General features: G+C 74.1%; 20 protein-coding genes and 1 pseudogene. 10 read left to right on the top strand and 11 right to left on the bottom strand.

The genetic code is table 11. From position 1 onward, the window contains the following. The first annotated feature begins 366 nt into the window (after window positions 1-366). From ACQP1S_RS19165 to ACQP1S_RS19175, 3 genes are all read left to right on the top strand, one after another. Window positions 367-1,950, top strand: a complete 1,584-nt coding sequence (locus ACQP1S_RS19165; protein WP_432897249.1) for a cellulose binding domain-containing protein — start codon at window positions 367-369, stop codon at window positions 1,948-1,950. Window positions 1,951-2,280: 330 nt separating this feature from the next. Continuing rightward, window positions 2,281-3,606, top strand: a complete 1,326-nt coding sequence (locus tag ACQP1S_RS19170; protein WP_432897252.1) for a cellulose binding domain-containing protein — start codon at window positions 2,281-2,283, stop codon at window positions 3,604-3,606. A gap of 204 nt (window positions 3,607-3,810) precedes the next feature. Beyond that, window positions 3,811-4,182, top strand: a complete 372-nt coding sequence (locus ACQP1S_RS19175) for an ArsR/SmtB family transcription factor (protein WP_176738918.1) — start codon at window positions 3,811-3,813, stop codon at window positions 4,180-4,182. 115 nt (window positions 4,183-4,297) lie between these two features. On the opposite strand, the gene ACQP1S_RS19180 is transcribed toward ACQP1S_RS19175, so the two are convergent. From ACQP1S_RS19180 to ACQP1S_RS19190, 3 genes and pseudogenes are all read right to left on the bottom strand, one after another. Continuing rightward, the gene (locus tag ACQP1S_RS19180; protein ID WP_432908505.1) at window positions 4,298-4,774 is read right to left on the bottom strand and encodes a hypothetical protein; all 477 of its coding nucleotides are present in this window, start codon (window positions 4,772-4,774) and stop codon (window positions 4,298-4,300) included. Window positions 4,775-4,817: 43 nt separating this feature from the next. Beyond that, window positions 4,818-5,111: pseudogene (locus tag ACQP1S_RS19185) on the bottom strand (alkene reductase); the annotation flags it as partial. Between the two features lie 64 nt (window positions 5,112-5,175). After that, a complete protein-coding gene (locus tag ACQP1S_RS19190) occupies window positions 5,176-5,343 on the bottom strand; it encodes a hypothetical protein (RefSeq protein ID WP_432897255.1) in 168 nt (55 codons plus the stop codon). A gap of 281 nt (window positions 5,344-5,624) precedes the next feature. Here ACQP1S_RS19190 and ACQP1S_RS19195 point away from each other — a divergent pair, with 281 nt between their 5' ends. Next, window positions 5,625-7,694 carry a HelD family protein gene (locus ACQP1S_RS19195; protein WP_432897258.1) on the top strand — a complete coding sequence of 690 codons (2,070 nt, stop codon included), beginning with the start codon at window positions 5,625-5,627 and terminating at the stop codon, window positions 7,692-7,694. Window positions 7,695-7,826: 132 nt separating this feature from the next. Here ACQP1S_RS19195 and ACQP1S_RS19200 read toward each other — a convergent pair whose 3' ends face one another. The 6 genes from ACQP1S_RS19200 to ACQP1S_RS19225 are packed head-to-tail and all read right to left on the bottom strand — an operon-like array spanning window position 7,827 to window position 12,702. After that, window positions 7,827-8,135 carry a DUF2470 domain-containing protein gene (locus ACQP1S_RS19200; RefSeq protein ID WP_245722435.1) on the bottom strand — a complete coding sequence of 103 codons (309 nt, stop codon included), beginning with the start codon at window positions 8,133-8,135 and terminating at the stop codon, window positions 7,827-7,829. After that, entirely contained in the window at window positions 8,132-8,809 is a 678-nt protein-coding gene (locus ACQP1S_RS19205) for a heme oxygenase (biliverdin-producing) (RefSeq protein WP_432897262.1), read from the bottom strand. Before ACQP1S_RS19205 ends, ACQP1S_RS19200 begins: the two co-directional genes overlap by 4 nt. Beyond that, window positions 8,810-9,703, bottom strand: a complete 894-nt coding sequence (locus ACQP1S_RS19210) for a heme ABC transporter ATP-binding protein (protein WP_432897265.1) — start codon at window positions 9,701-9,703, stop codon at window positions 8,810-8,812. A gap of 43 nt (window positions 9,704-9,746) precedes the next feature. Then, on the bottom strand, window positions 9,747-10,844 hold the full coding sequence (locus tag ACQP1S_RS19215; protein ID WP_432897268.1) for a FecCD family ABC transporter permease: 1,098 nt from the start codon (window positions 10,842-10,844) through the stop codon (window positions 9,747-9,749). After that, the gene (locus ACQP1S_RS19220; RefSeq protein ID WP_432897271.1) at window positions 10,841-11,857 is read right to left on the bottom strand and encodes a heme/hemin ABC transporter substrate-binding protein; all 1,017 of its coding nucleotides are present in this window, start codon (window positions 11,855-11,857) and stop codon (window positions 10,841-10,843) included. The genes ACQP1S_RS19215 and ACQP1S_RS19220 overlap by 4 nt, the downstream gene beginning before the upstream one ends. Next, window positions 11,854-12,702, bottom strand: coding sequence for a hypothetical protein (locus ACQP1S_RS19225; protein WP_432897274.1), 849 nt, complete (start codon window positions 12,700-12,702; stop codon window positions 11,854-11,856). The genes ACQP1S_RS19220 and ACQP1S_RS19225 overlap by 4 nt, the downstream gene beginning before the upstream one ends. Window positions 12,703-12,897: 195 nt before the next feature. Between ACQP1S_RS19225 and ACQP1S_RS19230 the strand changes: the two genes are divergently transcribed. From ACQP1S_RS19230 to ACQP1S_RS19255, 6 genes are all read left to right on the top strand, one after another. After that, window positions 12,898-14,397: an HtaA domain-containing protein gene (locus ACQP1S_RS19230; protein WP_432897277.1), complete on the top strand. Its 1,500-nt coding sequence runs from the start codon at window positions 12,898-12,900 to the stop codon at window positions 14,395-14,397. 69 nt (window positions 14,398-14,466) lie between these two features. After that, on the top strand, window positions 14,467-15,717 hold the full coding sequence (locus ACQP1S_RS19235; protein ID WP_432897280.1) for a WxL protein peptidoglycan domain-containing protein: 1,251 nt from the start codon (window positions 14,467-14,469) through the stop codon (window positions 15,715-15,717). Next, window positions 15,714-16,604: a hypothetical protein gene (locus tag ACQP1S_RS19240; RefSeq protein ID WP_432897283.1), complete on the top strand. Its 891-nt coding sequence runs from the start codon at window positions 15,714-15,716 to the stop codon at window positions 16,602-16,604. The genes ACQP1S_RS19235 and ACQP1S_RS19240 overlap by 4 nt, the downstream gene beginning before the upstream one ends. Window positions 16,605-16,642: 38 nt before the next feature. Continuing rightward, a complete protein-coding gene (locus ACQP1S_RS19245) occupies window positions 16,643-17,056 on the top strand; it encodes a metalloregulator ArsR/SmtB family transcription factor (protein WP_432897286.1) in 414 nt (137 codons plus the stop codon). Then, window positions 17,053-17,493: an SRPBCC family protein gene (locus ACQP1S_RS19250; protein ID WP_432897290.1), complete on the top strand. Its 441-nt coding sequence runs from the start codon at window positions 17,053-17,055 to the stop codon at window positions 17,491-17,493. The genes ACQP1S_RS19245 and ACQP1S_RS19250 overlap by 4 nt, the downstream gene beginning before the upstream one ends. 34 nt (window positions 17,494-17,527) lie before the next feature. Beyond that, on the top strand, window positions 17,528-17,884 hold the full coding sequence (locus ACQP1S_RS19255) for a nuclear transport factor 2 family protein (protein ID WP_432897293.1): 357 nt from the start codon (window positions 17,528-17,530) through the stop codon (window positions 17,882-17,884). Between the two features lie 75 nt (window positions 17,885-17,959). On the opposite strand, the gene ACQP1S_RS19260 is transcribed toward ACQP1S_RS19255, so the two are convergent. Beyond that, window positions 17,960-18,868, bottom strand: coding sequence for a TIGR03619 family F420-dependent LLM class oxidoreductase (locus ACQP1S_RS19260; protein ID WP_432897296.1), 909 nt, complete (start codon window positions 18,866-18,868; stop codon window positions 17,960-17,962). Next, the gene (locus ACQP1S_RS19265) at window positions 18,865-19,287 is read right to left on the bottom strand and encodes a MerR family transcriptional regulator (protein WP_432897299.1); all 423 of its coding nucleotides are present in this window, start codon (window positions 19,285-19,287) and stop codon (window positions 18,865-18,867) included. The genes ACQP1S_RS19260 and ACQP1S_RS19265 overlap by 4 nt, the downstream gene beginning before the upstream one ends. Window positions 19,288-19,408: the final 121 nt, after the last annotated feature.

Raw genomic sequence — 19,408 nt, forward strand, 5'->3', positions numbered from 1 at the left:
GTGCCGCGATCCTGCCGCTGCTGACGCCCGGCGTCAATATAGATGGATCTCAGTAAATTGCCGACCTGGGCACGGGCCCGGACGCCGCCGGGCCGACGCCCAGGACAGCAGCCAGATCGATTGACGGACGTGAAAGCCGGGCGGGATAATCTCCGCGGAGCCGGGCTGGCTGCAGGGCGAGCGACACCGCACGACACCACCGACGTGAGCCGGCCGACGGCGGATCAGGGCCGTTGGCGGCACGTCACCACCCGGCGCATCCCCTCGACATCCGCGCGGCCACCGCCCCCGAACGGGAGATCCGGTGCAGCCGTCCCAGCACCACGGCCGACAACTGTCGCCGCCATCCTCGTGGAAGGACCACCGATGCGACTCACCCGTTCCCGGTTCCGGTTGGCGGTGTCGCTGTTCGCCACCGCCACCGTCGCCGCCACCGCCGCGCTCGCCGGCACCGCGCCCGCCCAGGCCGCCGCCGGCTGTCGGGTCACCTACGCGGTGACGAATCAGTGGCCAGGCGGATTCGGCGCGAGCGTCGACCTCACCAACCTCGGCGATCCGCTCACCAGTTGGCAGCTGACCTGGTCCTTTGCCGCAGGGCAGGTGATCGACCAGCTGTGGAACGGCACGGTGACCCAGGCCACCGGTCGGGTCACGGTCACCAACGCCGGCTGGAACGGCAACCTCGGCTCCGGGGCGAGCACCCAGTTCGGCTTCGGCGCCTCGTGGAACAACTCGTCGAACCCGGTGCCGGTCGACTTCGCCCTCAACGGGGTGCCGTGCACCGGGCGTACCACCAGCCCGACCGCGCCGCCCACCACCGCGCCGCCGACGACCACGCCGCCCACCACGACGCCACCGACCACGACGCCACCCACCACCGCGCCGCCCACGACGGTGCCGCCGACCACCGCGCCGCCGGCATCCGGGGCGCTGGACCAGACGTCGACGGTCGGGCGGGTCAAGGCGGTCGGGACCAGCGCCCAGTACACCTGGCCCGGCATCTACTTCGAGGGCCGGTTCCGCGGCACCGGGGTCGGGATCGTCCTCAACGACTCGCAGAACGACTACGTCGTGCAGATCGACGGGGCGACCGTCGCCACCCTGGTCACCCCGGGTCGGACCACCTACTGGGTGCGGAACCTCACCAACGCCGAGCACACCGTACGACTGGCCAAGCGCACCGAGAGCCCGTGGGCCGCCGGCGAGTTCGGTGGTCTGGTCGCCGCCTCCGGCGGCGCGATCCTGGCCAGGCCCGCCCCCCGCAGCCGGCAGATCGAGTTCATCGGCGACTCATGGACCGCCGGGTACGGCAACATGTCGACCACCCGGGACTGCAACAGCAACGGCGGGGTCACCCGCAACTCCAACGCCGACGTCACCTTCGGCGCGCTCACCGCGCAGAGCCTGAACGCCGACTACCAGCTCACCGCCTGGTCCGGCCTCGGCATGGTGCGCAACTACAACGGTGGCGGCACGGACAACTTCCGCACCTACTACGAGACGGATCTCCAGGCCCTGTGGAACAGCACGACGTGGCAGAAGCCGAGCACCTGGAAGCCGCAACTGGTCGTGGTCGGGCTGGGCATCAACGACTTCTCCACCGCCCTCAACCCCGGTGAGCGGTGGTCCACCGTCGACCAGCTCGCCGCCGACTACCGGACCGCCTACCTGGCCTTCATCGACAAGCTCCGCAGCCGGTACGGGGCCGACACGTTCATCGTGCTCACCTACCCCGACCTGTCCCCCACCACCGCGCTCGCCAGCTCCGTCCAGCAGATCGTCCAGACCCGCGTCAGCCGGGGCGACACCCGGATCCGCTCGCTCTACTACGACGACAACGCGCTGGGGCTGGACAAGCTCGGCTGCGACTGGCACCCCTCCCGCCGCGACGACCAGCTCCTCGCCGGCGCGCTCACCCGGTTCGTCAACACCCTGCCGCTGGCCTGGTGAGCCGGTCCTCCGGCGGATGCCGGAGGACCGGCCTCCCGGCCGCCGCGGGGCCGGCGGCGCGTGCACCGTCGGCCCCGCGGCGTAGCCGGACAGGTCTTCGTCGGACAGACGACCTCGGATGACTGACCCGTTTGCGCTGCTCCGGGCACCGATCGCCCCCACGTTGACATCATACGTCATACGGATTACGTTTGTAATCATCGATACATATCATCACCTGCCGGGGTTGATCGAGAGTTAGCGCCGCCGCGTCCGTGGCCGCCGTACCCCTGCCCCGGGCGGTCGATCGCGTTCACCGCATCACCCCGCTCCCGAAAGGAGCCCTTCCTGATGTCGAGACACCGCCTCGTAGCCGGTGCCGTCGCGGGGGTCGCGGCGCTCGCCCTCGCCATGGGCGGCGCCGCGATCACCGCCGGGGCCAGCCCGCCCGCCTACGCGAAGGACGCCGGCGCACTCGCGGCGACCGCCGGCTGCGGCAAGGCACCCACGCTGACCAGCGGCAACCGCACCATCTCCAGTGGCGGCCAGAACCGCTCGTACATCCTGCGGATCCCGGACAACTACGACCGCAACCACCCCTACAAGCTGATCTTCGGCTTCCACTGGAACGGCGGCACCGCCAACGACGTCGACTCGGGCGGGACGAGCGGATACCCGTGGTCCTACTACGGCATCCGGGCACTGTCGAACAACAGCGCGATCTTCGTCGCACCGCAGGGCATCGGCAACGGCTGGGCCAACAGCGGTGACCGGGACCTGACCTTCGTCGACGACATGATGCGCCAGATCGAGTCCGCCCTGTGCGTCGAGACCACGCAGCGGTTCGCCATGGGCTTCAGCTACGGCGGCGGGATGAGCTACGCCATCGCCTGCGCCCGGGCCACGGTCTTCCGCGCCGTCGCCGTCTACTCCGGCGGCCAGCTCAGCGGGTGCAACGGCGGCACCCAGCCGATCGCGTACATCGGCATCCACGGTCTGCGGGACGGCGTGCTCCCCATCGCGACCGGGCGGTCGCTGCGCGACCGGTTCGTCCGGAACAACGGCTGCACCCCGCAGAACCCGCCGGAGCCGGCGCAGGGCAGCCTGACGCACACCGTCACCTACTACTCCGGCTGCCGGGCCGGCTATCCGGTCGCCTGGGCGCCGTTCGACGGCGGACACGCCCCCAACGCCGTGGACGGCACCGCCGACCCCTACGCGCCCGGCGAAAAGTCCTGGACGCGACCGGTGGTGTGGAGCTTCTTCACCCAGTTCGACGGCACGACGCCGCCCACCACGCCGCCGCCCACCACTACGCCGCCCACCACGCCGCCGCCCACCCCGACGACCCCGCCCGCGACCCCGACCACGCCGCCGCCCGGTGGTAACGGCTGCACCGCCACGGTGTCGGTGAACCAGTGGACCGGTGGCTTCACCGCCTCCGTACGCGTCACCGCCGGCTCCTCCGGCACCACCGGCTGGACCGTCAGCACCATCCTGCCCGGCGGGGCCAGCGTCACCAACACCTGGAACGCCACCGCCAGTGGCAGCACCGGGACGGTGCGCTTCACCAACGTCAGCTACAACGGCCAACTCGGCGCCGGTCAGGTGGCGGAATTCGGCTTCCAGGGCAACGGCAGCGGGTCCGGGCTGACGCCCACCTGCACCACCCGCTGACCGGACCGGTCGCGGTTCGGCTGCATCACCAGGAAACACGAGGCGGGGCCGGGTGCACGGGAATGACGTCCGGTGCACCCGGCCCCGGGCGTCGCCCGGTCCGCGACGGCGGGTCGGCCGACTCGCCGGCAGGAGTCACCCGATCCGCGAATTCGTCGTGGCCGATCGTCGAACGAGCGGCCCGACGTGCCTCTTGCTGCCATGATGGCGGACGTGGGAGCTGCGAAAACCAATACGCCTGTCATCTCGCCGCTGGCCGGTGAGCCGATCAAACGCGCCGACGCGGAGCGGCTGGCGGGAGTGCTGAAGGCCTTCGCCGACCCGGCCCGGCTACGACTGCTCAGCCTCATCCAGTCGGCCCCGGAGGGCGAGGCGTCCGTCACCGACCTCACTGCGCCGCTGGGCCTGTCCCAGCCGACGGTGAGCCATCACCTGAGGATCCTCACCGAGGCCGGCCTGATCGAACGCGAGAAGCGTGGCGTCTGGGCGTACTACCGCACGGTGCCCGCCGCGATCGCCGCGATCGCCGACCTGTTGACCCCGCCCCGCAAACGGGCGACGAAGAAGACCCGCTGACGCTGGGCACCGGGGCGAGCACGCTCCCGGTCCGCAGCTCGACGGACCACCCGGCCCCGGCCGGTCCGCGACGGATCCCTCCGGTCCGCGACGGACCCCGGTCACGCCCGGTCCGCTACGGCCGGCGCCGCAGCCGTGCCGGGGTCCGGCCCGGCCGACGACGGAGCCGCGCCGGGATGCGGGAAGGTCGGATGCGTGAGATAGCCGGTGTCGCCGCCCGCGTACCAGGTCGCCTCGTCGTGCGCCGCCATCGGCAGCCCCTGCCGGAGCCGCTCGACCAGATCGGGTTGGCGAGACAGGCACGGCCGAAGCTGATCAGGTCGGCGCCCCAGCCCAGCCAGCGGTCGGCCGCCGCCCGGTCCGTCTGTCGGGGACCCATCGGGAGGACCGGGTTCATGATCAGCGTGCCCGGCCACACCTCACGCAACCCCCGCAGGACCTCCTCGTCGGTGGTGGCCTCGAGGTGGACGTACGCCGGACCGACGGCGGCGAGTTCGGTGAGGAGCGCGGCGTACAACTCGGGGACGTCGTCCTCCTCGACGCCCCAGAAGCCGACGCCGGGCGAGAGGCGGGATTCCGGTGCGGTGACCACCGATCGCGTCGACGGTGGCGGCCACCGCCTCGACGGCGAACCGGATGCGGTTGGTCACCGATCCGCCGTAGGCATCGGTGCGCAGGTTGGCGTTGCCCGACAGGAACTGCGAGATCAGGTAACCGTTCGCGCCGTGCAGTTCCACCCCGTCGAAGCCGGCCTCGACGGCGCGGCGGGCCGCCAGCGCGTACGACCGGGCCTGCTCCGGCACCTCGGTGCTGTCGAGCGCCAGGGGCACCGGGGCCGGTTGCGGCCCGGTGGGGGTGAACACCGCACCGACGGCGGGTACGGCGGACGTACCGACGGGCCGCAGCCCGGTCGTCGCGGGGTGCGACACCCGCGACCGGGGGCAGGGCGGCGATCGCCAGCAGCCACAGCTTCGGCGTCTCGTCGATGCCGAACTAGATGATCAGCAGACTGAAGTACGCCAGGGGTGGCAGCGCCCGGACGAAGGTGACCACCGGTCCGGTGGCCACCCGGACCCAGGTGACGGTGCCCATCAGCAGGCCGAGCACGAGACCGGCCAGTACGCCCACCGCCGCACCGATGAGAATCCGGCGCAGGCTCACCCCGAGGTGTTCGCCCGCTGTAGCCCCGGATGCCGTCGTGGGTGGTGGAGGTCTGCACGAGCCGGCCCCAGACCGCGCCCGGTGACAGGATGAACGTGGCGGGGTGGCGGGGTGGCGCGACGCCCGACCCCGGAAACGGGGCACCCGTTTCCGGCCGCCACATTCATCATATGCGCCGGTCAAGCCGTCCAGATCGTCCCAGATAACGATTTTTGCCCCCGCGACCACGCCTACGCTCGACCGGTCCGTGCCGGAGGGCCCGGCGGGAGAACGGGGAGCACGTGTCCGAGACGGCCCGACAGATCGCCATCGAACAACAGGTGGTCGACACGGTGTACGCCCGCCTGGAGGTCATGCGCGCGCAGACCAGACAGTTGAACGAGGAGGGACACCGCCGGGCCGGCGGCGGACCGGTTGCCGGGCTGGTCGAGCGGGACGCCATGGTGCTGGGCGCCGCCGCCCGACTGTCCGATCTCGACGGCCAGGAGGAGGGCATCGTCTTCGGCCGGCTCGACTTCGACGACGACGAGACGTACCGGATCGGTCGGTTGGGGGTCCGCGACGCCGACCGGGAGCCGCTGGTGGTGGACTGGCGGGCCCCCGCCGCCGCGCCGTTCTACCGGGCCACCCCCGGCGAACCGCTCGGGGTGGCTCGTCGCCGCGTGATCACCTGCACCGGCCGTACCGTGGTCGGCCTCGACGACGAGGTGCTGACGGACACGCCGGTCGACGGGGTGGTCGGCGAGGGCGCCCTGCTCGCGTCGCTGATCCGGGAACGCGGCGCACACATGCGCGACATCGTCTCGACGATCCAACGCGAACAGGACGAGGCGATCCGCGCACCCGCCGCCGGGGTCACCCTGATCACCGGCGGTCCGGGGACCGGCAAGACGCAGGTGGCCCTGCACCGGGCCGCCTACCTGCTCTATCGCGACCGGGGCCGGTTCGCCGACGGCCGGGTGCTGGTGGTCGGCCCGTCGACGGTGTTCACCGCCTACATCGGCCGGGTGCTGCCCGGCCTCGGCGAGGACAGCGTCCACCTGCGCGCGATCGGTGAGCTGTTCGACGGTGTCGTCGCCACCCGACGGGACAACGCCGAGGTGGCCCGCACCAAGGGTGACCTGCGGATGGTGCGGGTGCTGACCGACCTGGCCTGGGACACCCCGCCGAACGCGCCGGACCGGCTGTGGGGTCTCGACGCCGACGACCTGGCGCGGGCCCGCCGGGAGGTCCGCCGCAGGTGCGAGGCCGCCGGGATCACCCCCAACGCCGCGCGGGCCCAGGCCGCGACGGTGCTCACGGAGCTGCTGGACGGCCGGGAGGTCCCGGCCGCCTTCCTGACCGCCTGGTGGCCGTCACTGACCCCGCAGGACGTCCTGCCCGCCCAACAGGGCCAGTGGTCGGTGGACGACGTCCCGCTGCTCGACGAGCTGGCCGAGATCCTCGGTCGGCCGCAGCGGGTGGCCGAGGTCCGGCCCGAGTGGCAGCGCCGGGAGCTGCGCAGCGGCGCCCGACTGGCGGAGACCTTCGTGCTGAGCCTGAGCCTCGGCGACGGGTGGCAGCTCTTCGCGCCCGGCCTGGCCACCCCCATCGCGCAGTCCGGGCAGTCGCTGGACAGCGGCCACTGGGGCGCCCAGCGCTGGGCGGCGGCGATCATCCTGCGGGAGGGTCACCAGGTGGTGGGCTGGGTCGACGGGTTCGACCCGTACGGCGAGGAGGGGCACGTGCCGGTGCTGTCCGAGCCGCTGCCGGTGGCGGCGGCCGAGGAGCCCGTCGAGGACACCTACCAGCACGTCATCCTCGACGAGGCGCAGGACCTGTCGCCGATGGAGTGCCGGATGATCGCCCGCCGGGCCACGTACGCCTCGATGACCATCGTGGGCGACCTCGGCCAGGCGACCCATCCGCTGGCCGCCGGCTCGTGGCCGGAGCTGGTGCACCGGCTGGGCAAGCGGACCGCCCGGACGCTGGACCTGCCCACCGGTTACCGGGTCCCCGAGGTCATCGCCGACTTCGCGGCCCGGGCCCTGCCGCCCGGCATCGCGCCGACCCGGTCGTTCCGGCCCGGCGGCCGGTTGGAGATCCGCCGGGTCGACGACCTAGCCGAGGCGGTGGCCCGGGAGACCGGGACGGTCATCGCCCCCGACCACCTGGCCGCCGCCCTGCACGCGATCCCGGTCAGTCAGGTCAAGGGCCTGGAGTACGACCGGGTGGTGCTGGTCGAACCCGCCGACATCGTCGCCGCCGAACCCCGGGGGATGAACCGGCTCTACGTCGCCCTGACCCGGGCCGTCGGCGAACTGGTCATCCTGCACCGCAAGCCGTTGCCGGAGCAGCTGACCCGGGCCTGAGGCGGCCGGCGGCACCCCGCCACCCACCGCCCCGCCACCTGACGTGGTCGACCCCGCTCGCGGGGGCCGGCCCGCGCAGGACAGGCCCGCGCAGGACCGACCCCCGTGACGTCGGCCGGCGGGGGTGGGCGCTCAGTCGGCGCGACGCGGCGGCACACCGAGCGCGGCGCACGCCTGCTCGTACATCCGGACCACCTCCCGGCGGATCTCGGCCCGCTCGGTGAGCCGGTGGGCGAACGGGACCCGCACCGGCACCTCGATGTCGTCGAGGGTGACGGCGAAGTCCATCCCGTCGGCGTCCAGCCCGGTCACCCGCGCCCGGCTGGCGTCCGGGCAGCCACCGAGGGTGCGGCAGATCAGCAGCGAGTCCCCGGCGTGGTCGTCGTTCATGTGCCGGCTGACCGCCCCGACGACGTCGGCGTCGAACGGCTGCCCGGTCACGCCACCGCCTCCGTGATCTCCGGGCCGTCCGGCACGTGCCGGGCCAGGGCGGAGAAGACCGCCATGTTGTGCCGGTACGCCACCAGCACCTCGTCCAGCAGCGCCGCCTCGTCGGCCGCGCTCAACGGCAGGGCGTCCAACCGCGCCCGGTACGCCTCCTTGTACGCCTTCGGCCGGGTGATCCGGTCGAAGGCGTAGAAGGCCACCCCGGACCCGTCGGTCAACCCGTACCGCCGGGACACCGCCCGCCCGATGTACAGGCCGCCGGAGAGGTCACCCAGGTAGCGGGTGTAGTGGTGGGCGATGAACCGCACCGGGGAGGTGCCGCAGACGGCCCGGATCCGGTCGGCGTAGGCCACCGTCGCCGGGTGCGGGGCGGTGCGCAACGCCCAGTCCGGCCCGGCGAGCTGGGTCAGGTCCGCCTCCAGCGCGGGCAAGCGGGTCAGCGCGTCGTCGACGAAGCCACCGGCGAGCGGGTCCGCGCGCATCGCCTCGGCGGCCGACTCCAATGCCTGGTAGAGGGCGTGGTGCTGCACCACCAGGTCGACGTAGCCGGCGATGTCCAGCTCGCCGGCGACCAGCGCGGAGACGTAGCGCTGGCTCTCGGCGGCGGAGTGGGCCCCCTGGGTGGCAGCCCGCAGCCGGGCCGAGAACGGCATGGGTGGTGTGTCCATCTATTCCTCCGTGAGGGGGACGTTCCGGGCCGGGCCCCGACGGCGGGGCACGACCAGCGGCAGGCGGGTGTCCGGGTGCGGCACGACCTCGATGTCGTGCCGGTAGACCTCGCTGAGCAGGGGCGCGGTCAGCACCGCGTCGGGCGGGCCGGCGGCCCGTACCCGCCCGTCGGCGAGCAGGGTGATCCGGTCCGCGTACGCCCCGGCCAGGGCGAGGTCGTGCAGCACCACCACGACCGCGTCGCCGGCGTCGGCACGGTCCCGGGCGATCCGCATGACGAGCTCCTGGTGGTGCAGGTCGAGGGCGGCGGTCGGTTCGTCGAGCAGCAGCACCCCGGTCTGCTGGGCCAGCACCCGGGCCAGGGCGGCACGGGCCTGCTCGCCCCCGGAGAGCGACGGGAAGGGTCGGGCGGCGAACCGGATCACGTCACAGCGTCGCATGGTCTCGGCGACGACCGCATCATCGTGGGCCTCCTCGGGGCGGCCGGCCCAGGGCACCCGGCCCATCCGGACCACCTCGACCACCGCGAACGGAAAGCTCAGGGTGCTGCGCTGGGTCAGCACCGCCCGACGCATCGCCAACTCCACGGCCGACCACTCGGCCAGCGGACGACCGTCCACCTCGACGGTCCCGGCGGCGAGCGGCAGGTCACCGCTGACGGCGGCCAGCAGGGTGGACTTGCCGGCACCGTTCGGGCCGAGCAGGGCGTGCAGTTCACCGGCGCGGATGGCGAGGTCGACCTGGTCGAGCACCGGTCGGCCGGCGCGCTCGACCCGGACCCCGGTGACCCGGACCCGGGTGCTGCCCGACGTCGTGGCGGTCGGCACCCGGGGCGCCGACCGACGGCCGAGCAGCCGCAGCGGACCTCGCCGCCGACGTACGCGTACGGTCATCACGGCCTCCCCGGGTGGGTACGGGTCGACGCCCCGCAGCCGTTCACGCCCAACCTCCGGCGCGGTCCCGGGTGCGCCGCAGCAGCCACAAGAAGGCGGGCCCGCCGACGATCGCGGACAGCACCCCCAACGGCAGCTCCTGGTAGTCGACGAGGGTCCGGGCGGCGAGGTCGGCGACGATGACGACGATCGCGCCCCCGAGGGCACTGGCCGGCAGCAGCAGTCGGTGCCCGGGGCCGGCGACCATCCGGACCAGGTGCGGCACGACCAGGCCGACGAAGCTGATGATGCCGGTGAAGGCGACCGCCGCCGCACCGAGCAGCGCGGTGACCACGATCATCCGGGTCCGCAACCGTTCCACGTCGACCCCGAGGTGGCGGGCGGACCGCTCGCCCAGGGCGAGCAGGTCGAGCCGGCGGGCGTCGGCGAGGGTGGCGAGCAGCCCGACCGCGAGGCAGGGCGCGGCCAGCGAGACCGCCGACCAGTTCGCCTGGGCCAGGCTGCCGAGGTTCCAGAAGGCGATGGCCTGCACGCCCGACTCGTCGGCGACGAACATCAGCAGCCCGATGGCGGCACCGGCGACGGCGTTGACCGCGACCCCGGTGAGCACCAGGGTGACCACCTCGGTCCGGCCACCGGAGCGGGCCAGCAGGTAGACCAGCCAGGCGGTGGCGAGGCCACCGGCGAACGCGGCGGCGGGCACCGTCCAGCCACCGAGGACGGTGACACCGGTGACGATGGCCAGCGCCGCGCCGACCGCCGCGCCCGCCGAGACGCCGATGATGCCCGGTTCGGCCAACGGATTGCCGAACACCCCCTGCATCACCGCACCGGCACAGCCGAGCGCGGCGCCGACCACGGCGGCGAGCGCGACCCGGGGGAAGCGGACCAGCCACAGCGCGCTCTCGCCGTGCGGGGCGGCGGGCCGGGGGCCGAGGTCCAGGCCGAGGCGGTGCAGCACCGAGCCGAGCACCTCGGCCGGGGCGACGGCCACCTGACCCCGGCCGGCGGCGATCAGGGCGACCAGCAGTAGGCCGGCGGTGAGCCCGGCGAGCAGGACCGGCCCGCGCCGGACCGGACGGCGGCGGTCCCGGCCGACACCGGTGTCCCCGGTGGCCGGTCGGGTGTCGGTGGCGGTCATCGCGGGCCCCGGCAGTGCAGCGCGTCGGCCAGGGCCCGCACCACCCGGCCGGAGCGGGTGCCGAAGGTGAGCAGGACGCCGTCGTCCATGTCGATGACGCGGCGGGCGGCCCCGGCCGGGGTCTGCCCCACCCCGGGGAGCTTGAGCAGTCCGTCGACGCCGCCGACGGACTCCAGTCCACCGCTCATCACCAGCAGCACGTCCGGGGCCGCGTTGATCAGGCCCTCACTGGTCAGCGGGCGGAACTTCGCCAGGCCGATCGCGGTGCCGGCGTCCACTCCCCCGGCTGCCTCGATCATCGCGTCGGAGCCGGCGCCCCGCCCGCCGATCAGGTAGACCCCGGCGGTGCCGCGCAGATAGAGGAAGGCGACGCGGGGGGCCGGGCCGTCGGGCGCCCCGGCGCGGGCGGCGGCGATCTCCCCCTCGATCCGGGTGACCAGCCGGTCGCCGGCCGCGCCGACACCGAGCGCCGCCGCGATGGCCCGGACGTGCCCGGGGACGGCGTCGAGGCTCTGCTCGGCGGCCACCAGGACCACCGGGATGCCGGCGGCGCGCAGTTGCCGCAGCGTCTCGGGTGGACCGATGCTGTCGTCGGCGAGGATCACCGTCGGGGCGAGGGCGAGCACCGCCTCGGCGGACAGGTCGTGCCCGGCCGGGGTGACCACCGGCAGGTGCGCGGCGGCCGGAAAGGTGGTGGAGGTGTCCCGGCCGACGACGTTGCCGCCGAGCCCGAGGCTGAACACGATCTCGGCGATCGAGCCGTAGAGGTTGACCGGCAGGATGCGCGCGGCGTCGGTGACCGTGCTGGCGACGCCGTCGGCGGAGGTGACGGTGACGGGCAGGGCCGGGGCCGGCGGCGGGTCCAGCGGGGTGACGTCGGTGTCGGGCAGGGTGGCGGTGACCGGGCCGCAGGACGTCGGTGTGGTCGACCGCGCCTCGGCCGCCGGGTCGGTGCAGCCGACCAGGGCACCGGCGAGCAGCACCAGGACGAGCGGCAGCGCGCGCCGGGTCACGACGTGGCCCGGCGGCGACGGCGACGACGCAGGCCGGCGAGCAGCGCCACCCCGAGCAGGGGTACGACCAGCACGGCGAGCCACCAGCGGTCGGTGTCGGAGGCGGCGCTGACCCGGGTCACCTGCGCCTGGCCGGCCTGGTCGGTCCGGCCCGCCTGGTCGGCCCCGCCGCCGGCCCCGGCGGGGACGCTCCCGGTGGGGCCGGCGGCAACCGACGCCGGGCCCGCGCCGGTGGGCGCGGCGACCGCGCCGGTCGGTGCCGCCGCCGGTGGCGTGGTCCGACCGGTGCTGCCGCCGACACCGGTCGTGGCCGGGGCGGCCGCGGTGGTACGCGCCGGAGCGGCCCCGGCGGCGAAGGTGATCGGCACCCGGACGTCCTGGGAGCGGTCGGCGGTGCGGGTGTGGTCGGTCCGGGAGGCGACCACGCACCGGCGGACGGTGCAGTCCACGTCGCCGATGCGGGTGGCCACGGTGAGGCTGACCCGGAACGAGCCGCCGGCGCCGTACGGCACGGCCAGGCCCTCCCCGTAGGAGGGCGGGTTGGAGGAGATCCAGTGCGACGCGCCGGTGCTGCCGGTGGTGTCGGCCCCGCCGCCGCACGGGCTGGGGGCGACGCCGGCCCCGTTGTCCACACAGAAGGCGACGTAAATGCCCTTGGTGACGTCGTACCCGCTGCCGGCGACGGTCACCTTCGCCCCGGTGCGGCCCACCCCGGCGCTGGGGGTGACGGTGAGGGTCTGCCCGGCAGCGCCCCGACCGGTGCCGGCGTGGGCCGGCGTCGGCAGCACGCCAACACCGAGAGTGATCAGGGTGGCGGTCAGAACGGCGCGACGCAGTGCTCGCATCAGGCTCCCCCCATGACGGATCGGGCCGGCTGACACACCGACCGTAGCTAAGGTTTGCCTAACCTAAGCGAGAGATCCGCAGTTCACAAGGGGTTCTTCGGATCAAGATCTTCAACCTGTCGCCCACTGTGCTCCGGTAGTTAGGTTTGCCTAACCTCAACCACTGTCCGTATTGGGCACAAGAGAGGGAGCAGCATGGTCAGATCCAGAACCGGTACCGGTCGGTGGCGGTCGGCGCGGTGGGCGGCAGTCGCCCTGCTCGGCGCATCGGCCGCACTCATCGGTGTCAGCCCCGCCCAGGCCGCCGGGACGGACATCCGCTCCGGCAGCCTGACCTGGGGTTTCAAGGCGTCGTTCCGCGCCTACGTCAACACCGGCAACGGCAACCCGCCGATCGCGGCCAGCGAGGGCGCCAGCATCAACAGCGACGGCACCTTCACCTTCCCCGCCAAGGGCGGCACGCACGACCCCGACACCGGCGCCATCGACGCCAGGTACGGCGGAAAGATCGTCTTCTCGTACCCGGCGCACTTCTTCACCATCTCGTTGGCCAACCCGACGATCGTCGTCACCGGTGGCACCACGTCCGTCACGGCGGACGTCGACCTGCTCACCACCGCGGCCGAGCCGGTGTCGGTCCGGCAGGCCACCATCGCCACCATCGACGGCAAGCCCGGTGGCAGCGGTGGCACGGTGACCGCGACCAACCTGGCGGCGACGTTGACCGCCGAGGGCGCCTCGGCGTTCAACGGCTTCTACTCCGCAGGCTCCGCGCTCGACCCGCTGTCCTTCACCTTCTCCACCGGTGGCGGCAGCGGACAGACCGGGCCGGCGGTCGGCGTCACCCCGGCCACCGGGTTGGACCCGGCCGGGGCGACGATCACGGTCACCGGCAGCGGTTTCGACCCGGAGGCCAACGGGGCGGCGGGGATCTATGTCTCCTTCGGCCCCAAGGTCGACGAGCACTGGACGAACGCCGGCGTCCTCCAGGTCACCAAGTGGGTCAACAAGACGAACGAGCCGACCGAGGCCCGCGACCGCCTCAACGCCGACGGCACGTTCCGCACCACCCTGCCGATCAGCGCGGTCTACACCGACCGCACCGGCACCCGGGTCGATTGCACTGCGGTGCAGTGCTACGTGATCACCTTCGCCGCCCGTGGCGCGGCCGACCGGAGCCAGGACACCTTCACCCCGGTGACGTTCAGCCGTACCCCGGCCGGTGGCGGCGACGCCAGCCAGCAGATCACCACCACCGTCACCGGTGGCGCGCTGACCCTCGGCGTGACCGGTTCCTCGGTGACCCTGCCGGCGGTCAGCAACGGGCAGGTCACCAACGGGGCACTGAACGCCGCCACCGTGGCCGACCTGCGCGGCACCAACGCCGGCTGGAGCCTGGTCGGGCAGGTCGCCGACTTCGCCTCGGCCAGCGGCGGCGCCATCGCCGCCGACAACCTCGGTTGGACGCCGAGCGCCACCGTAGGCGTCGACGGTCTCGCCGGGGCCCCCGGCGTGGTCACCCCGGGCGCGCCCGCCGCGCCCGGTGCCGGCCTGGGCACGGCACGTGCGCTGTGCACCTCGGCCACCGGCGCGAGCAACGGCACCTTCACCTGTGGCGCCCAACTCCACCTCGGAGTCCCGGCGTCCGCCCCGGCGGGCGACTACAGCGCGGTGCTGACCCTCACCCTCTCCTGATTCGGCACCACACCGGTGGGACGGGACCCGCTCCCGTCCCACCGGCCCGACCACTCCCCGGAGCCCGGCATGTCCCTGCGTACCGCCCTGTCCCGGACGAGCGCCGCCCTCGCCGCCGCGCTGCTCGTGGCGACCGCCCTGCCCGCGCCGGCCCACGCCGCGCCCACCCCCTCCCCCGGCACCGCAGCCGGCGTCGGGGAGACCGGCGCGGCCCGCTGGGCCGTCCAGCCGTCCAGCGCCAAGGGCCCGACCGGGCGCAACTACTTCATTTACGACCTGGCCCCGGGCAGCACCCTGACCGACCACGTCGGCATCACCAACCTCGGCGACCGCCCGGTCACCTTCGCCGTGTACGGCACCGACGCGTACAGCGCCGCCGACGGCGCGTTCGCCCTGCTGCCGGCGGACCGGCCGGCCACCGACGTGGGTTCCTGGATCAGCGTCGACCGGCGCGAGTGGACGATCCCGGCGGGCAAGCGGGTCGACATCCCGTTCCGGCTCGCCGTGCCGGCCAACGCCACCCCGGGCGACCACACCGGCGGGGTGATCGGGGCGGTCGCCCGGGTCCGGACCACCGCCGACGGGCAGCGGGTCCTGGTCGACCAGCGACTGGCCGCCCGGGTCTACCTGCGGGTCAACGGCCCGGTCCGGCCGGCCGTCACCGTCGAGGCGGTCGACGTCTCCTACGACAACCCGGTCAACCCGTTCGCCGGTGGCGACGTGGTGGTCCGCTACCGGCTGCGCAACGACGGCAACGTCCGGCTCGGCGGCAGCGGCACGGTGACCGTCGACGCGCCCTTCGGGTGGGAACAGGCCCGCACCTCCCCCACCGACCTGCCGGAGCTGCTGCCCGGGGCCACCTTCACCGTCACCGAGCGGATCACCGGCGTACCCCCGCTGCTGCGCCTGACCGCCGCGGTCGACATCGCGGCCACCAGCACGGACACCGCGCTGCCGCCGGTGGTCCGCGCCGCCGGGATCTGGGCCCCGCCCTGGCTGCTGCTGGCCCTGCTCGCCGCTGCGGCCGGTGGGGGCGGGCTGCGGTGGTGGCGACGACGGGACGCGCCGACCGCCGGCCGGGTGACCACCCCGGGCCCCGCCGACGCCCCCGCCGGGCAACCGCCCGCCCCCAGCCCCGCCGATCAACGGCCGGCCCCGGGCCCCACCGGCGCTCCCGCCGATCAGCGAACCGCCCCGGGCCCCACCGACGCCCCGGCCGCACCGCAACCGGCCGCCAAGGCCGCGTCGGGCGGTACGGCCGCCGGGCCGGTTCCGGGTGTCGACCCGCGCCCCGACGCCCGACGCCCCGACGCCTCATGACCCGACCGGTCCGCGCCGTCGTCCTGCTGGCTGTGGTCGCCGTCCTGACGACGCCGGCCCCCGGGGCAGCCGCCAAGGTCGATGCCACGGAGGGCGGCGGCGGTGGCGCGGCAGCCGCCGGACCGGGCGTCACCCTGCCCGCCGGAGCGCTGCGGGTCGGGCAGCGGGTGCTGGTCAGCCTGGACGGCTGGCCCGCCGGCACCGTCCAGATCGAGGTGTGCGGCAACGCCGCCCAGCGCGGAGCGCTCGACTGCGCGACCGGGGCCGCCACCCACGGTCAGGTGCCGCCGGTCGGCCGGGCCACCCTGCCGGTGCTGTTGGCCGCCCCGCCGGTGGCCTGCCCGTGCGTGCTGCGGGTCCGGACGCCGACCGGCACGGCCACCGCCGTCGCCGACCTGACGCTGGCCGGGGTGACCGCCCCGGCCGTCGCGCCGACCGCCCCGGCGGAGCTGACCCTGGTGGCGTTGCGGGCCGCCGACCGGTCCGGGCCGCGCGGGTGGTTCGGCCTGCCGGGCGTACTCGCGGTGCGGATCACCGTGCACAACCCCGGCCCGCAGGAGATCACCGATCCTGCGTTCCAGCTGACCGTCGGGCCGCCCGGCCGGGCCCGGACCATCGTGGCCGCCCCGGCGGTGGGCACCATCGCCGCCGGGCAGACCCGGGAGTACCACGTCGCGGTGCCCACCGACGCGGCCCCGTTCGGCCGGTACGAGGTGGATGGTCGGATCGCGGTGCCCGGTCGGCCGCTCGCGTTCACCGTGTCGGCGGCCCGGCGGCCCTGGGGACTGCCGGTCGCCGCCGCCGTTCTCACGGTCGTGCTGCTGCTCGCCCGGCCGGCACGACGCCCACCGCCCGGCGCGACGCCGGCGGAACCCGTCGACAAATAGTCGCTTGCACAAATAATGGTTTGCATTATGGTGGGGCCGTGCCCACCGCCCCCGTGCCCACCGCCCCCGTACCCACCGCCCCCGTACCCACCGCCCCCGTACCCACCGCACCCGTACCCGTCGCACCCGGCCCGGATCTCGACGCGGCCTTCGCCGCGCTCGGCGACCCGGTCCGGCGTGCCCTGGTGGCCCGCCTCGCCCGCGGGGATGCCACGGTGGGGCAGCTCGCCGCGCCGTTCGACCTGACCCCGCAGGCCATCTCGCACCACGTCGGGGTGCTGCGCCGGTGCGGCCTGGTCGAGCAGCGACGCGAAGGCACCCGACGCCCGTGCCGGCTCAGGACCGATCAGCTCTCGCTGCTCGGCACCTGGATCGACGAGCAGCGGCGCACCTGGAACGACCGGCTCGACGCCCTGGAGCAACACCTCACCGACGACGGGGCGGCCCGGTGACCGCCGCGCAGCTGCGCGGCGACGAGCTGATCGCCCGACGGCAGCTCGCCGCGCCACCCGAGCGGGTCTGGGCCGCGTTCACCTCGCCGGCCGGCATCACCGCCTTCTGGGGCGGCTCGCACGCCGCCGTGCCACCCGGATCGGTGACCGTCGACCTGCGCCCCGGGGGAGAGTTCGCGCTCGACAGCCGCGCGCCGGACGGCCGCACCCACCGGCTCCGGTTCGTCTACGTGCGCGTCACCGCACCACACGAACTCGTCTTCGACGAACCGGTCACCGGCCTGCGCACGATCGTCACCCTCCGCCCCACCGCCGACGGCACGGACCTCACCGTCCACCAGCGACGGCTCCCCCCTGAGCTACGCACCACCCAGGCGGTCGACGGGCTCACCGCGATCCTCGACGCCCTCGCCGCACACCTGCGCCAGTCCACCTGAAGCCTGCACCAGCCCACCTGAAGACGGAGCAGCCATGACCCAGCAGACCCAGCGCGACCTCGTCGCGGAGTACTTCGCCGGGTTCCGGGCGAGCGACCACCCGCGCATCCTCGCGACCCTCACCGACGACGTCGAGTGGGTCATCCACGGGCACCGGACCACCCACGGCCGGGCGGAGTTCGACGGCGAGATCGAGAACCCGGCGTTCACCGGCAGCCCGGCGCTCGACGTCCACCGCGTCCACGAGGACGGCCCGGTCGTCGTCGTCACGGGCGAGGGCCGGGGCGTCAGCGTCGACCACGGGCCGTTCCGCTTCGCCTTCAACGACCTGTTCACCTTCCGCGACGGGCTGATCGCCCGGGTCGACTCCTACGTCGTCCCGCTGCCGTAAGGCGACGGGCCCCGCCATACAAGAACCGGCACGCCGGGTGGGGCCGGCTGTCCGGCCCCCTCCGCCGAGCGGCGGCTAGCGCGGGCCTGACCCGCCCGTGCGCTGCACCTGGGGCAGAACCTCGCCGGCAAGCCACTCCAACGCCGCAGCCACCAGGCGACCGTCGATGGGCATCCACAGCGAGCACATCGACACCCCCGCGTCGGCGAGCCGGCCCAGGTCCTCGATGATCGACTCGGTGCTGGCGTCGGTGCCGCCGATCAGCCGGCCCGGCGCGGGCCGGGCCGCCGGCACTCCCGGTGGTACCAGGAACCCGACCGTGCTGATCCCGATCGTCGCCGGGTCACGTCCCGTGCCGTCGGCCAGTTCCTCGATCCGACGCCGGAAGCGGCGGGCCTCCTCGTGGTCGATGCCGGAGCCGTGCCAGCCGTCCCCGAACCGCAGCGCCCGCCGGATCGCCGCGTCGCTGTGCCCACCCACCCAGATCGGTGGCCCGCCGGACCGGTACGGGGGGACGCCGATGTGGGTGTCGCGCAGGCTCGCGAACCTGTCGTCCAGGTCTGCGGTGGTGCCGGCCCAGAGGGCCTTCATGATCTCCAGGCTCTCGTCGGTCCGCCGGCCACGGAGCCGGAGCGGCACCCCCAGCGCGGTGAACTCCTGCGGGTTCCATCCGGTGCCGACGGCGACCGTCAGCCGACCCGCCGACACGGCGTCCAGCGTCGCGAGCTGGTTGGCCAGCACCACAGGTTGGTAGTAGGGCAGGACCAGCACGCTCGTCGCGATCCCCAGGTGGGTCGTCGCCCCGGCGACCGCCGCCAGCAGGACCACCGGGTCGAAGCCGGTGCCGTGCGGGTTCTCCAGCACGTGGTTGGCCATCAGCACGTAATCCAGGCCGATCCGCTCGGCGTCCCGCGCCGCCCGGAGCATGGCGGCACCCGCGTCGCCCGGCCACGCCTGCGGTTCGAGCGAGAGTCCGAATCTCATCGTGACCACTCGTCGGCCATGCGTGCCTCGGTGCGGGCCATCGCCGACTCGGTCGCCAGGAGCTGCCGGGCGAGCCGCCCGCGCAGGTCCTGGAGAGCGGCGATCCGCCGGTCCAGGGCGCCGAGCCGGTCGGTGGCGACCCGGAGCGCGTCGGGGCACCGGGGCAGGGTGCTCAACGGCTCGTCGAGGCAGCCCTTGTCGATCGAGAGCCGGATGTCCTCGATGGTGAGGCCGGAGTCCAGCAGCTCGTGGATGTTCCGGACCCTGACCACCGCCGACTCGTCGTACTCCCGATAGCCGTTGGCGGCACGGCGTGGCGCGATCAGGCGCTGCTGCTCGTAGTACCGCACCGACCGGGGGCTGACGCCGCAGTGGCGCGCGAGTTCTCCGATCCGCATGTCGCTGGTCCCCTTCCGCACCTGGCGATGCTAGAACCCTGACATCAATGGCAAGGTCAAGTCATCGCGTGCGCGGCGGGACCGGACGTCGCGCGCAGGAAGGCGGGGTGGCCCCCTGACCGGGCCACCCCGCTCCAGCGCG

The sequence above is a fragment of the Micromonospora matsumotoense genome (assembly GCF_050951065.1).
Lineage (GTDB): Bacteria > Actinomycetota > Actinomycetes > Mycobacteriales > Micromonosporaceae > Micromonospora > Micromonospora matsumotoensis.

Bases quoted from the DNA above. Each gene is read 5' to 3' on its own strand.
- ACQP1S_RS19165 (WP_432897249.1), top strand. From the start codon at position 367: ATGCGACTCACCCGTTCCCGGTTCCGGTTGGCGGTGTCGCTGTTCGCC.
- ACQP1S_RS19170 (WP_432897252.1), top strand. From the start codon at position 2,281: ATGTCGAGACACCGCCTCGTAGCCGGTGCCGTCGCGGGGGTCGCGGCG.
- ACQP1S_RS19175 (WP_176738918.1), top strand. From the start codon at position 3,811: ATGGCGGACGTGGGAGCTGCGAAAACCAATACGCCTGTCATCTCGCCG.
- ACQP1S_RS19205 (WP_432897262.1), bottom strand. From the start codon at position 8,809: ATGGACACACCACCCATGCCGTTCTCGGCCCGGCTGCGGGCTGCCACC.
- ACQP1S_RS19210 (WP_432897265.1), bottom strand. From the start codon at position 9,703: ATGACCGTACGCGTACGTCGGCGGCGAGGTCCGCTGCGGCTGCTCGGC.
- ACQP1S_RS19215 (WP_432897268.1), bottom strand. From the start codon at position 10,844: ATGACCGCCACCGACACCCGACCGGCCACCGGGGACACCGGTGTCGGC.
- ACQP1S_RS19225 (WP_432897274.1), bottom strand. From the start codon at position 12,702: ATGCGAGCACTGCGTCGCGCCGTTCTGACCGCCACCCTGATCACTCTC.
- ACQP1S_RS19230 (WP_432897277.1), top strand. From the start codon at position 12,898: ATGGTCAGATCCAGAACCGGTACCGGTCGGTGGCGGTCGGCGCGGTGG.
- ACQP1S_RS19235 (WP_432897280.1), top strand. From the start codon at position 14,467: ATGTCCCTGCGTACCGCCCTGTCCCGGACGAGCGCCGCCCTCGCCGCC.
- ACQP1S_RS19240 (WP_432897283.1), top strand. From the start codon at position 15,714: ATGACCCGACCGGTCCGCGCCGTCGTCCTGCTGGCTGTGGTCGCCGTC.
- ACQP1S_RS19255 (WP_432897293.1), top strand. From the start codon at position 17,528: ATGACCCAGCAGACCCAGCGCGACCTCGTCGCGGAGTACTTCGCCGGG.
- ACQP1S_RS19260 (WP_432897296.1), bottom strand. From the start codon at position 18,868: ATGAGATTCGGACTCTCGCTCGAACCGCAGGCGTGGCCGGGCGACGCG.